General features: G+C 48.1%; 7 protein-coding genes. 2 read left to right on the forward strand and 5 right to left on the reverse strand.

Annotation, left to right across the window (positions count from 1 at the left end):
- Window positions 1–269 precede the first annotated feature (269 nt).
- Window positions 270–1784 carry an N-acetylmuramoyl-L-alanine amidase family protein gene (locus tag ACSZLD_RS09115; protein WP_444685003.1) on the reverse strand — a complete coding sequence of 505 codons (1515 nt, stop codon included), beginning with the start codon at window positions 1782–1784 and terminating at the stop codon, window positions 270–272.
- A gap of 246 nt (window positions 1785–2030) precedes the next feature.
- Here ACSZLD_RS09115 and ACSZLD_RS09120 point away from each other — a divergent pair, with 246 nt between their 5' ends.
- Both ACSZLD_RS09120 and ACSZLD_RS09125 read left to right on the forward strand, forming a co-directional pair.
- Window positions 2031–3560 carry an AbgT family transporter gene (locus ACSZLD_RS09120; RefSeq protein ID WP_377910422.1) on the forward strand — a complete coding sequence of 510 codons (1530 nt, stop codon included), beginning with the start codon at window positions 2031–2033 and terminating at the stop codon, window positions 3558–3560.
- A gap of 558 nt (window positions 3561–4118) precedes the next feature.
- Window positions 4119–5117, forward strand: a complete 999-nt coding sequence (locus ACSZLD_RS09125; RefSeq protein ID WP_444685004.1) for an LCP family glycopolymer transferase — start codon at window positions 4119–4121, stop codon at window positions 5115–5117.
- A 35-nt stretch (window positions 5118–5152) separates the two neighbouring features.
- Here ACSZLD_RS09125 and ACSZLD_RS09130 read toward each other — a convergent pair whose 3' ends face one another.
- The 4 genes from ACSZLD_RS09130 to ACSZLD_RS09145 all read right to left on the reverse strand — a co-directional run.
- Window positions 5153–6070 (reverse strand): SDR family NAD(P)-dependent oxidoreductase, encoded by a 918-nt coding sequence (locus ACSZLD_RS09130; RefSeq protein ID WP_444685005.1) that lies wholly within the window; start codon window positions 6068–6070, stop codon window positions 5153–5155.
- A 27-nt stretch (window positions 6071–6097) separates the two neighbouring features.
- Complete coding sequence (locus ACSZLD_RS09135) at window positions 6098–7507, reverse strand: sugar transferase (protein ID WP_444685006.1); 1410 nt, start codon at window positions 7505–7507, stop codon at window positions 6098–6100.
- Between the two features lie 745 nt (window positions 7508–8252).
- Entirely contained in the window at window positions 8253–11774 is a 3522-nt protein-coding gene (locus tag ACSZLD_RS09140; protein ID WP_444685007.1) for a peptidoglycan-binding protein, read from the reverse strand.
- 113 nt (window positions 11775–11887) lie between these two features.
- Window positions 11888–14308, reverse strand: a 2421-nt coding sequence (locus ACSZLD_RS09145; RefSeq protein ID WP_444685008.1) for a peptidoglycan-binding protein, incomplete at its 5' end; no start/stop codon positions are given.

Consider the following 14308-nt stretch of genomic DNA (forward strand, 5'->3'; position numbering starts at 1 on the left):
TTATTTCTGCTTAGTCGTTGCTTTCGGCTCCAGCCGAAAGCGTCGATTCAAATTAATGTGGGTGGCTTCGGCTCGCTGCCGAAGCCTTCCTCTTGTAATTGATCGCTAATCGCAAGTGAAGACCGCTATTCGTAACAGGTTCATGTGTTGTGCGTATGGATACCGGTTTTGTGCGTAGCGGAAGCTTCGTTATGCGTTTGCTTTCTTCTTTTATGCGTAAGACGAAGCCATAAATGCAAAAGACCCCGCTTCAGCGGGGTCTCAGCTCTTTATTGATAGTAACGCTTCAGTCCATTTACGACTTGAGTTGCGAGTTTATCCTGCTCATTCAGCAGCACGCTCAGGTCGCTGCTGTTGGTCATAAAGCCTGGTTCGATGAGGACTGCCGGCATGTTCGGTCCGGTGAGGACAGACAGGCTGCGGTTGACTGTTCCGCGGTTACGAAGCCCCATGCCGTTTGCGATGCTCGACTGCAGTTCCAAGGCGAGCATGCGGGAGTCATTCGGATGCTTGCCTGCCGAGCTGTAGAGTACTTCTGCTCCGCTTGCGGCACTGTTCGGGAAGGCGTTGGCATGAATGCTGATGAACAGATCCGCACCGGACTGATTCGCAGCAGCAACCCGCTGACCGCCGCTCAAGTAGCTGTCGCCGGTACGGCTCATCACGACGCGGGCCCCTTCTGCTTCCAGCCGCTGACGGACTTTCTGGCTCAGGTTCAGGGCGATTGTTTTTTCATAAATGTTCCCTTGCACGACAGCGCCTGGATCGCGGCCGCCGTGACCGGGATCAAGAAAGATCGTTTTGCCGCTCAGGCTTCCGGATCCGGAATTGCTGGAACCGGATGAAGTACCGACTTCACGGACGTAGCTTGCGTGCACGTAGGCCCAGCCGTTGCCGCGCTTAATCGTATACCAATTGCCGTTTTGCTCGTGAATATCGACCTGTGTGCCGCGCGTCAGGCTGCCGACAATGCTGGAGCTCGTGGACGGCTCCGAGCGCACGTTTAAGCTGTTTGCGGTCACTTCGCCTTTCGTAGTTGCTGCTTCCGGAGCAGAGCCTCCTGAAGACGGACCGGATCCTTCTGTTTTTACGAAGGAGCTGTGAATGTAGCCGGAACTTATTTTGTACCAGTCACCGCTTTTTTCCTGCAGATCGACTTGATCGCCGCGCTTCACGCTGCCAACGATGCGGTGCGAGGTAGATGGTCCGGAGCGAACATTCAGGCTTGATGCCGTAATTTCACCCGTTGCGGCACTGGTGCTTTCAGTTTTTTTCGAAGACGAACTGCTGCTTGTTTTGATGTAAGAGCCGTGTACGAATCCTTCGCTGCTGCCGACCTTTACTTTCAGCCAGTCACCGGATGTTGCAGTGATGTCCACCTTCTGTCCGCGACTCAGGCTGCCGACAACGCGGTGGCTTGTAGACGGTCCGGAGCGAACGCGCAGGCTTCCGGCAGTCACTTCTCCGGTGCCGGAGGCAGCTTCTGCACTGCTGCCGGACGAGGCTGTTTTCACAAAGCCTTTATGTATGTGACCCCATCCGTTGTTAAAGCGAATTTGATGCCAGTCGCCTTTCGTGGCATGAATCTCGACCTTCGCCCCTTTTTGCAGGCCGCCGATGATGCGTGCATTTGACGCTGCGTCTGCACGGACGAATAAGGAGGAGGCGGTGACCTCTCCCTGCTGCGCTTGTGCATGGGCAGTTGTCGCTCCGCGTTCTTCAAAGCTGTACACGATAGAGAATAATAAAATAAAGATAAGTGCAAAAAGACTTGTTCGTTTCACGCGTGTCCCTCCCCTGGCACATTTTTCAGATTATTTCCTTTTACTGTATCTTAGTGGTTAGCATTTGTACATAGGAACAAGTACCAAACAGAAAATGAGACTTTCTCATACTTTCTCAAGCTGTCCTGCTAGTGGCAATTCTTTTGCAATTACCACTATTTTAAAACGCATTCAATTTTATGAAAATTTCCTTTAGGATGGATGGACGCATGTCCAAACTTACATATGAAGGGACGGTTTACCATTATGCCTGAGAAAAAGAAGAAAGGCTTTTTTCAGAAATTTCTAGACGGCATTGAAATTGCGGGAAATAAGCTGCCGCATCCGGTGACGATTTTTGCGATTCTTGCTTTGCTCGTCATTGTCGCTTCAGCTATCATTTCCGCGATCGGCGTGAGCGTCGAGCACCCCGGTGAAGAAGGCGAGATCGTTGAAGTAACGAGTCTGCTTACGACCGAAGGGATTCAATATTTATTTTCCAGCATGGTCGATAACTTCATCGGCTTCGCACCGCTCGGCGTCGTGCTGGCAACGATGCTCGGGATCGGGATTGCAGAACGCACCGGCTTAATCAGCGCCTGTCTGCGGGGCTTTGTGCTGTCGATTCCGAAAGTACTGATCACAGCCGGCCTCGTATTCGCTGGCATTATGTCCAGTGTGGCCTCAGATGCGGGTTACGTAGTACTCCCTCCTCTCGGGGCGGTTATTTTCGCTGCACTCGGACGACATCCGCTTGCCGGTCTTGCGGCCGCGTTCGCCGGCGTTTCTGCCGGGTTCAGTGCCAACTTATTCCTGTCAGCAACAGATCCGATGCTCGGGGAGCTGACGATTTCAGCAGCCGCAATCATTGATCCGGCCTACGCGGAAGGCATGAACATCGCGATGAACTACTACTTCATCATTGCATCAGTCTTTATGCTCACGCTCGTCGGCGCCTTTGTCACGGAACGCATCGTTGAACCGCGTCTTGGTGAATACAAAGGCGACTACCGTGAGAGCCTGAACGGACTGGAAGCGATCGAGAAAAAAGGACTGCTCTGGGCAGCCGGATCGCTTCTCGTGACGACGATTTTGTTTGCACTCACGATCGTTCCGGAAAATGGTGTGCTCCGGGCAGAAGACGGCGGCATTGTACAGTCACCGTTTATGGATTCCCTTGTTCCGATCATTTTAATCCTGTTCTTCATACCTGGTCTTATATACGGGATTGCGACGAAAAACATTAAAAGTGATAAAGATGTCGCGAACCAGCTTTCCGAAACGATGGCTGCTATGGGGATGTTTATCGTGCTCGCCTTTACTGCCGGTCAGTTCGTCGCTTACTTTGCAGAAACGAACATCGGTCTTGTTCTCGGCGTGTACGGGGCAGAGGCGCTCGAGGCGGCGAATCTGACCGGCATCCCGCTTATTCTCGGCTTTATCGTTGTCGCAGGCTTCATTAACTTGTTCGTCGGCAGTGCGTCTGCTAAGTGGGCAATGATGGCACCGGTCTTCGTGCCGATTATGATGCAGCTCGGCTACTCGCCGGAGCTGACGCAAATGGCGTACCGTATCGCTGACTCTACAACGAACATCATTACGCCGCTGATGACGTACTTTGCGATCATCATCGCATTTGCACAGAAGTACGATAAGAAGATGGGGATCGGAACGATGATCTCCGTTATGTTCCCGTATTCGATCTTCTTCACGATTGCATGGACGATCATGCTGATCATCTGGATGACGACAGGCTTCGATTTAGGACCTGGCTCTCCAATTCACTACAATCCGTAAAGGTAGGACGATCCCCGGCAGCTCGCCGGGGATTTCTTTTTGTAGTGCTTTGTCGGGTGGATTTGAGATTTTGCATAGAGTGGGAAGCGGTACGCATAAAGGAGGTTTTCACACGCATTAAAAGCGGTTTGCTACGCACAAAAGCTGATTCAATACGCATAAAGGCTGTTCAAGTACGCATAACGCTCCTCACTTACGCATAAGCTTTTCATAGAGGGCTTCGGCGACCGCCGAAGCCCTGGGTTGAGCTGGATTATTTTTATTGCGTTAAATAGAAATTCTTACGCCTAAACACAGACACGATACGCACATAGGCTGATTTCTTACGTATAAAAGCTGTTCAGGTACGCATAGCGACGGTTTCAGTACGAATAGCGGTCGTCACTTACGCATAAGCCTGCCACCGATTTTACCCACACCCGTCATCTTTTTTTGCCAATTATTTTCCGCGAGGTGTAACCCTTTTCTTTATAGAGCGTCCAATCAGTTGAACCATAGGCAGAGACTCTGTTCTGTGGTACGATGCATGGGATTTAATTAGAGAAAGGGAGTATCCCGATGAGTGAAGAACTTCAGCGGTCGCGGCGCCAGGAGAAGCGTCCGTCCCGAATTAAAAAACTGTTTAAAGTAGCCTTGCTTTTCTTTTTAATAACATTTATTGTGACTGGCGGTGTCCTCGGATACATGGTGTATCAGGTCCAGAGTGCGACGAACAGCTCGCAGGCTGAGCTTGAGCGTGGTGACAAGTCGGACATGCGCGACGAAGCGGTCGATCCGGTTGATGATCCGGTGTCGATTTTATTTCTCGGCCTCGACAGCCGTGAGGATGATTTGAGCGGACGCACCGATGCGATGGTGCTCGCGACGTTTAATCCAAATGATGAGTCGGTCAAAATGGTGAATATTCCGCGTGACTCTTACGTGTACATGCCGGACCGTGATACGAACGACAAAATCAATCACGCCCATGCTTACGGTGGAGTGACGTCAACGATCAACACGGTCGAGCACATGCTCGATATTCCGGTTGACTATGTCGTTTCCTTGAACTTTACAGCATTCGTTGAAATCATTGATACGATCGGCGGTGTCGAAGTCGACGTACCGATGCCGATAGCTGACACGGATAACGCGACGTACGGTACGATCGAAATCGAAGAAGGGCTTCAGACGCTGAACGGCGAGGAAGCGCTCGCTTATTCGCGTATGCGTAAGCAGGATCCGCGCGGAGATTTGGGCCGAGGCGACCGGCAGAAAGACATCATTGAAGCCGTGATTCATCAGTCGGCAAGCTTCCGCACGATCACAAACTTTAACTCGCTTGTCGACAGCATGGAGCGGAACCTGAGCACGAACTTAAGCTTTGGCAACATGGTCAGCATGCATTCGTACGCGAACGACATGAATGACATCGAATCGCTCTCCTTTGAAGGCGACGATTACAATGAAGGCGGCGTTTACTACTACCGCATTCGCGACGAGTCCCTCGCGGACGTTTCCAGTACGCTGAAAGAACATCTGGAAATTACAAGTTCCACAACAGCCTCACAAGAGTAAAAATGGCCAGCCCCCGTTACGGAGGCTGGCTTTCTTTATGCTTTGTAGTAATCCATCGTACGCTGCAGTCCTTCTGCAAGTGTTATTTTCGACTTCCATCCGGCTGTCTCGCGCAGCTTCTCCGATGAGAGATAGCTGTGGCGAATATCTCCTGTGCGCGGTTCTCCGTAGTCAGGATTGAACTCTGTATTTGCTGCACGGCTCAGCTCCTGTAACAGCTCATTGATACTCGTCTGCGTTTCAGAGCTGACGTTATAGACACCGCTCACGTCATGATCAAAGGCGGTGATCACCGCTTCCGCCACGTCCTCGACGTAGACGAAATCTCGCGTCTGTTCCCCGTCTCCTTGAATGAGCGGCTGCTTTCCTGCTAGAAGCGCTTCGCAGAAAATTGTGATCACACCTGCTTCTGTTTCCACCGTCTGACGTGGTCCGTAAACGTTCGCAAACCGGAGCGCTGCCGTACGAATCGGGTACAGCCTCGCATACGACTGGATGTACTGTTCGGCTGCAAGCTTCGACGTCCCATACGGCGAGAGTGGCTCAGTGGCGGACGTTTCATCGATTGGCAGTTGCTCGGCGTGTCCGTAAACAGCAGCCGACGATGCGGAAATAAAGCGCGGCACATCGTTTGCTTTTGCTGCTTCCAGCAGATGTACCGTGCCTAAAATGTTAATCTCCAAATCCATATCCGGCTGCTCCAATGACGGACCGACTTTGCTTTGTGCCGCCAGGTGAATGATACCGTCCGGCTTCTTTTCTGCGATGGCCTGCTGCACGGCCGCTTTATCGCGGATGTCGCCTTCAATAGCTTCTGCCCCTGCCGGTATATTCGCAGCGGAACCGGTCGTAAAGTTGTCATAAACGACAACACGGTCCCCACGCGCGAGCAGCCGCTCGGCAACGTGGGAACCGATAAAGCCGGCTCCGCCTGTCATGAAAATTGTCTGCATATGAAAAGCCCTTTCTTCAAACGGAATCTAAAAGTTAAGCGACGATTTTTTGCGATTGGCCGCTTCGTCTTTGTTTTCCTCTTCCGGCCGTTCGATCGTGACCGACGTATCTTCTGCGCCTTCTGATTTCGACTTATCGAATACGACGAGGCACGTTTTCAAAATGATGATAATATCGAGCCAGAGGCTGTAGTTGCGGATGTAATACAAGTCAAAGCGCAGCTTGTCCTCAGCATCCGTCGTATACTTCCCCATCACCTGCGCATAGCCGGTGATCCCCGGCTTCACGCGGTTTCGGTAGCCGTAATGATAATACTTCTGCGTGAGCTCCTGAATGAAAAACTCCCGTTCCGGGCGCGGCCCGACAAGCGACATGTCGCCTTTCAGCACGTTAAACAGCTGCGGCAGTTCGTCTAAACGCGTCGCCCGGATCAGCTTGCCGACTTTTGTAATCCGCTTATCGTCAGATGTCGCAAGCACCGGCCCCGTCGATTTTTCCGCTCCCTGAATCATCGAGCGGAACTTGTAAATCGTAAACGGCTTGTTGTATTTTCCAAGACGCTCCTGCGAGTAAATAATATCCGCCTTCGGGTCTTCCAGCTTCACCATAATCGCCGTGGCAATGAGCGCCGGTGACGCGAGAATGATAAGAATCACTGCGGATAAAAAGTCGAACACGCGCTTTAAGAACACTTTATCCCACGTGAGCAGAAATGGACGGACGCCCATAACAAGCGTATCATCCATCGGTGATGACGTTGCCTTCTGAAGCAGCAGCTCGTACAGCTCCGGAATGACGTATACGACCTTGTTACGCTCCATCGCATAATAAATGATCTGTGACTTTTTCTCTTTCGAGATGTCGGTTGCGAGCACGACGAAATCGACTTCATTTAAGTAATAGTTCAATTCTTCGAGAGGCACGTGCTCCGATACGTGGCGCACCGCTGTGCCTTTAAGCATCGGATGGCGGATTTTATAGAGCAGCTTAGACGCCGCTTCCCCGTCTCCGACTAAGAGCACTTTTCCAATTTTGTTTCCGCGCGTCACCTTCAGATAGAGCACCTTGAACGTGACCATGAGAAACACCGTGAAAATACTGGCGATCAGGACGACCGATCGCGGCATCGCAAATTCACGGAATAAGTAGGACGCTGCCATCGTGAGAAACGTCATCAGTGCCGTTGCGACGAGAATTTTACGGACGATGTCACTGACCGTGTGCTTGCGGTCCAGGCTGTACAATTCGTAAACCGAGATGAAAAACAATCCTATCAGCAGAATCCACGGCAAAAGCGAGAGAAAGGCCTCCCAGTTTCTATCCGGAAAGTCCAGATAGCGGATGTAAAATGCGCTGATATAAGCAATTAATATACAGAGTAAGTCCCCTAAGATGAGCAGAAATTTATGATTTCTCGTGTCATCCATGCTATACATGTCAAAACCTCTTTCTATCCCCCGTTACCGTCCATGACGCAACGCTGTTCATGCTATGTTTCATTATAGTCGTTTTACGAGGCGTATGCTATCCTTTGCGGAAAATCGATACGTCATTGTAATAGACGGGATTCAGAGGGAAATGTTGCAATAAAAGCGGACTAGGGAAATTCCTTAGATGAAAGAGGCTTATATCTTGAAAGAAGATATTAAAGAAGATGCTTATTCGTAAGTAAAGGTCGCTGTTCGTGCTGCACTTTGCAGTTATGCGCAGCAACATCACCTTTGTTCGTATTGATTCGTTTCCTATGAGTACCATTCTCGCTTTTATGCGCTAGTTATACCCCGTAAAGCAAAAGTACTTTATCACTCTTCCCCTTGACTTCGGCCCGTGCGAACGAGCTCCACTCCAAGCTTATACGTAAGTAAAAGCCGCTATTCGTAGAGATACCGACTGTTATGCGTATCGTTCCTGCAACAATGCGTATGTTTCGGTATGTTATGCGTAGTGGTTTTTGTTTATGCGTAACCAATCCCCAGTAAAGCAAAACTGTTCATCTATTCTGGGTATAATCGTAAGTGAAGGCTTCTATTAGCACGGTAATCGCTTATTCGAGAGGCGATTTCAGCTTTATGTGGGGCAGCTGCTTCTTTACGAGATGACCGTCTCCTTCTATGCCAAACTTGTACCTCCGCTATTAACGAGAAAGCACCGCGGCTCGTCGCTGCCGCGGTGCTTGTTGTATTACTGGAGTTCTCTCAGCCGCTCCAGACTAACGCTGTCCATAATGCCACTCACAGGAAGATCTTGAGAAGCCTGAAATTCGGAGACGACTGAAGTCGTAACAGAACCATAGACGGTAGAAGGATCAGTTGGAAAATTGCCATAACCAGCTGCTGTCAACATACGCTTCATTACGTATGCCTGCTCCGATGAATGACCAGCTTGAAGTTGTGTGTTCGTTTCTCTTTCCAGTATCTGGATCATCCGCTTATTAACTTCTTCCTGCTGCCTAATGGAGAAGTGCTGTTGAAACTCGTTTACGACTCTCATCGTCACCGGACCGTACGCGTTCGTAGGAGACGTTGGAAAGTTTCCAAATCCGAGCTGAGTAAGCTGCTTTTTCAAAAGTCTCGCTTCCTCCGACCTGTCTCCATTCCGAATGACGATAGTTGATAACTCGTTCATCTTGTTTATTGTTAAACGATCCAGCCTTCCAGTTTCTCTTAGTTCCTGATCCGATTGAAAATCTCTTACAACTCTCTCGGTCACAGGCCCAAAAGCTGTAGAAGGATTTCTAGGAAAATTTCCGTAGCCTAACTCAGTGAGCTGCTGCTTCAGCGTTACTATTTTGGGGTCTCTATCCCCGCTTTTCCAAGCAATAGCGAGTGCTTCTTCCATTACTTGTTGGGTGATCAAATTCGCTGTGCCTGATTCAACAAGACTATTTGCTTGCTGAAATTGCTTCACTACTCCCGCGGTGACTGGACCGTAAACTCGAGACGGGAAAGTTGGAAAATTACCAAAACCCAGCTCCGTCAGCTGTTGCTTGAGTTCTCGAACTCCGTCACTCACATCTCCATTTTTAAATGCCCTACTCCAAACTTCGCTCATTTTTTCAAGTGTCACTGGGTCGCCTATCCCGTTTGTGATAAGTCCATAGTGCTGTTGGAAATCCTTCACAACGCTTGCTGTAACCGGCCCAAACCGAGAGGAAGGCCGTTCTGGAAAATTCCCAAATCCTAAGTGAGTGAGTCTTATTTTAAAAGCCCGTACTTCTTCAGAATCAGCTGTATTAGCGTATTTCCCATCGATGACGCTTTGCATGAATTCTAATAACTCTGTATCCACTTCTCCTGATTCTGGAAACCCATAGTACGCTTGGAGTTCTATCACTGCTGCTTCAGTTCCGTCATTGAAAACACCTGTTTGCTCGCCGCTATAAAAGCCCAGCGTAACTAAATACTCTTGCAATAGTTGAACATGATTACCTTCATCATGCAGCCTCAAGGTTTGATCTGCTTTTTCAACAATAATGGATTTTGTACTGGTATTTCCTATACTGTCCTTCGCTTCCAACTGAAGGGTTGATTCTCCACTTTTCAGCTCTTCCCGGATAGAGAATATACCATCAGACTCTACCTTAGCCGTTCCTGAAGCGTAAATCTCCTCTTCTTGTGACAACGTGTACGAAAGAGTCAGTGATTTACCTCCTGCATTTGTTTCTGCAAAGCGGGAAGCAATCGTTCCTTGAATAAGGTTTCCCTTTATGACTTGCTCTTTAATGTTAATGACTGGGGCAGTATGATAGATTTCCAATTCGAAGCTGGAAGTGAATGTTCCTCTCGTTGTAGCGGCCGATAGTTGTATCGTATACACACCAGCTTCAGCTGTTTTCTTCTCATCCTGCATAGTCATATATTGTAGATCCCAGGTCAGATCATTTGTGGCTGCTGGTTCTATTTTCCCTAAATTCTTCCCGGACTCGTTCAGCAAATGAATGGAGACAGCAGCCTCCTCAGACAATTCCCACGTGAACGATGGTAAGTAGGCACCGCCTACAATAGATCTATTTGTATCGAATGATGTGATCGGTGATGCCATCTCTTCTATCGCACCGCCGTAAGGAAGGCGTAACTTCTTACCGGATGATTCCTCTAAAACAATCCAACCATCTAAATATCCGGCTTTTTGTTTCCCATCAGCAGTCAATGTTACCGTCACTGGTACGGTCTCACCTGCCGGAACCGTAATTGATTCTGGAAGCTCTAGGCTGGCATGGCTGTCATGGTTCGACTCTACATTCGTTAAGTATTCTTTCATCTCGCTGCTTTTATTTTCTACGTATAGCGTATAGTCTCGTGTGAAGGAAGCACCAGCCGGCAGAGAACGCATATTGAGACTGCCATTCCAATGATCGATTGAGCTGGTGTCCCCCCCTTCTTGATACGTATGATGATCTAAAAACCAGGCTGTCTCTGTAGCTTGCAAAACAGCTTTGGGATCAACATTTCCTGCGCCTGTCTCATTTACCGAATAGCCGCTGATCTTCGTCGTATTATTCATTAGTCGCAGCTTCACTTCAGACGGGGTGAGTTCCGAATTCTGCTCTAATAGCAATGCAGCCAGGCCCGCAATATACGGGGCTGAAAAGCTGGTACCTGATACTGTATCATATGCTTTCTCGTAATTTCCTTTTGCTTTCGATTTGGAAATAGCCGTGTAAATGCTTCTCCCGGGTGCAGTTAAATCAGGCTTAATATCCAGCGTATCTGTCAAAGGCCCTTGGGAGGAGAACTCTGTAACAATATGGGCCCCTCTTACGGTTGCAGAGGATCCAACCGTAACAGCAAGCGGGGAGGTCCCCGGGCTAGTAATCGTCCCTTCTCCATCTACACCTTCATTTCCTGCGGAGGCGACAACGACGATTCCTGCTTCTACCATATGATTAATCGCCTTTGTCAACGGTGTATCTGCTTTATTCGATACTTGCCCAAACGACAAGTTAACTACATCGACCTTGTCCTTCATTGCTTGCTCCATCGCTGAAAGGATTACTCCTGTGGGTCCCCTCCCATCTTCTCCAAGGACTCTGTAAACGTATAAATCAACGTCCGGAGCTATCCCGTTTAGCTTTCCGTTGCCCGCAATAACGCTGCTGACACTTGTTCCATGAGAACTGTTTACACCATGGCCTTCTAACACATCTGTCCGACCATCCCTGATAAAATTACTCCCTCCGCGAAAGGCGTGCTTTAAATCCGGATGATGGTAGTCGATCCCACTGTCTAAAACAGCAATCTTTATTCCCTTGCCTGTTAATGATGTCGATCCCTCATGTAGTAAAGAAATAACATCTTCTTCTGTTTCATCCTCATCAGTCTGTTTCACTTCATAGATCTGGCTTTTATAAATTGCCTTTATATCGTTAAATGATGTGAGCTGTTCAATATCAGATGCTTTTATCACCATCGTGTACCCATAAAATACATTTTCCAGCTTTTCTAAACCTTGTACTTTTATATTCTCATCCTGCAGCAGCTTTAAAAATGCTTCATCAACTGCTTCCGGAGACTCTGTTTCAGTAGAATGTATCTCGTCACTCTCACTATGTACGGGCTCCTGATTGAAATCAATAATAACTTCGATCATTTGATCGGTTTCTAGAGGGATATCTGGATCAATATACATCTCACCAGCTGCAGCCGTCTGCATTCCGATGAACCCTACCAACCACCAGCAAACAACTGCAACGACTATCTTCATTTTCTCCACCATCCGATCCAGAATATTGAAAAGACAGAGAATTCACTTTCGTGAATCTCTGCCTCTATTATATCGTGTTTTTTACTATTTTTTATAGATTTTTCAACTTTATTTTATCTGTATACCGGCACTTCAAAGGGCAAATACGGATTATTGATTTGGCTGTACAAATTCCTAATCATCGTCGTTTGTTTGGAAGCCCAGCCAATGTCCGTTGCATATTGATAAAAGTGGCTTCGGTTAATACTGATGTTACTATTTAATGCTGCTTCGTGGAAATCAGGATCCCAGCGCATTTTGTAGATGGTATCCTGCCCTCGATTTAAATAATTATTCGAGATAAACTGCGCGCCGCCACGAATGGAATCTTGTGGAGTGAACCAGCCTTCGCGATAGGCTCGCACAGATCCTCTCGTATACGGATCGCTGTCTACCGCTTCAATCCCAAACATGTTATACGTTTTGCGCATGTCGATTTTGCTTGTGTCAAAGTTATCATTGCGCGTGCGAATCCATCTCCACGTGTTGTCTGCCTCGTTGAAACGTCGCTCTAAAATAAATGTGCGAGTACTGCCATTTGATTGCGGCTGAACCGACACCCATTTATTAGACTCAATCTGTCCAACTTCAATAGAACCGTTCGAAAGGATCGATGTGCCGTGCCCTGTTTCAAGGATAGCATGTGAAATCAAATAAATGTCATTGACACCTTGTGATTCGGCCGCACGTTTAAATGCGTCTCCCGTGTTATGCAGGATTCCTCGATTTCTCAAAATGTTGTTCAACTGAGATGCCGGTACTCCGGACGTTTGAGACAACACCAGAAACTGAAACATATCCTGATGGCCGGGATCCAACGTAAACTGCTGGGGATCAAGAAAACGGCGAACGTCCGCTGCCCTGGCATCTTGCCAGCCGCCACCGTACAAATCCGTCTGCGGCCTTAATGACATTTGACGGTTAAGCATTTGTGTAAGTGTCATCTGATACTGACGGTAATCAATTTGTACTCCAAACTTCGATAGTTCATCATTAATTTTCTGCATCGTTCTCGGATCACCGATGCCGTTAACGACTAAATCGTGATGCTGCTGAAATTCCCGCACAACATTTGCTGTCACAGAACCATAGCCGTTAGATGGATTGGAAGGGAAATTACCGAACCCAAGTCTGGAAAGGTTGTTTTTTAGTTCACGTACGTTCTCGTGTCTACCCCCGTCCACATAATGGGAGTTAAGAATCGAATGAACAAAATCTGCATCACTTTCACTAAACTCTCCTGTAACGGCTAAACGATAGTATTCCTGAAACTCTCTTACAACTCTCGTTGTGGTAGATCCATAGGCGTTTGAAGGTGTAGACGGGAAACTTCCGAATCCGAGCTTCGTAAGCTGCTGTTTCATTTCCACAATTTCTTCTCCGCGATCTCCATTTTTATACGGATACGTCAATTCATCTGTATCTAACTGAAGAAATGCTCCACTTACATACGCTGGTGACTCTGTAATCGATGCATGGGTGATTCGATACCACCCATTAGATTGCTTCTCAATTAGATTCACGACAGTTCCGTTGGGCAATCCCGTAATAACGGAATAATTTGTACTCGGACCACGTCTGACATTTAATGATGTAGCCGTGACGGTTCCTGTCCCAATTGATAAGTTATTAATCTGCTCTTCAACTAGCTTAATCGTCACAGGATCACCTATCCCGTTCACTTTTAAGCGATTAGCAGCTTGAAAATCTCTGACAACGGATGCTGTTACTGAACCATAAGCATCTGATGGGTTAGAAGGGAAATTCCCATAGCCGAGACGAGTTAAATCATTCTTTAAGCTGCGAATGTGTTCTCCTCTTTGACCTGAAGAATAGGAAGAGTTTTTAATATCGTTAATCATCTTCAGCGTTTGTGAATCTGGGATGCCTGTGTCTCTTAACCCATAATATTGCTGAAATTCCTTTACTACTCGTATCGTGACAGATCCAAATGCATTTGATGGAGTCATTGGAAAATTTCCGAAACCGAGAGTTGTTAAATCTTGTTTTAACTCCCGAATATGCTCGCCTTGTGCCCCATCATAAAACGCGTTCAGCTCTTCTGTTATCAAATGAAGCATGTTGCTCGTAGGGAGCCCCGTTACATCCAGACCATAGGCACGTTGGAAATCTTCGACTACACTCATCGTCACCGGTCCGAATGCATTGGACGGGCTGGACGGGAAGTTGCCAAATCCAAGTGCTGTTAGATCTACTTTCAGCTTTCGAATATGTTCGCCGCGAGCGCCATTGTAAAATTCACCAGCGTACGTAGCTGATTTAGCAGGTCTTAGTTCATCTTCGATCAGCTGCAACATCTCTTCTGTCGGCAGGCCGGTTACTTCCAGGCCGTAGGCACGTTGAAAGTCTTCCACAACGCCCATCGTCACCGGTCCGAATGCATTCGACGGACTCGATGGGAAGTTGCCAAACCCAAGCTCGGTTAAATCGTACTTGAGTTCACGGATGTACTCGCCGCGCGCCCCGTTGTAAAA

The sequence above is a fragment of the Alkalicoccus luteus genome (assembly GCF_052061695.1).
GTDB classification, from domain to species: Bacteria; Bacillota; Bacilli; order Bacillales; family Salisediminibacteriaceae; genus Alkalicoccus; species Alkalicoccus luteus.

Excerpts from the sequence above, each read along its gene's own strand:
- ACSZLD_RS09120 (WP_377910422.1), top strand. The coding sequence starts at position 2,031 with ATGCCTGAGAAAAAGAAGAAAGGCTTTTTTCAGAAATTTCTAGACGGC.
- ACSZLD_RS09125 (WP_444685004.1), top strand. The coding sequence starts at position 4,119 with ATGAGTGAAGAACTTCAGCGGTCGCGGCGCCAGGAGAAGCGTCCGTCC.
- ACSZLD_RS09130 (WP_444685005.1), bottom strand. The coding sequence starts at position 6,070 with ATGCAGACAATTTTCATGACAGGCGGAGCCGGCTTTATCGGTTCCCAC.
- ACSZLD_RS09135 (WP_444685006.1), bottom strand. The coding sequence starts at position 7,507 with ATGTATAGCATGGATGACACGAGAAATCATAAATTTCTGCTCATCTTA.
- ACSZLD_RS09140 (WP_444685007.1), bottom strand. The coding sequence starts at position 11,774 with ATGAAGATAGTCGTTGCAGTTGTTTGCTGGTGGTTGGTAGGGTTCATC.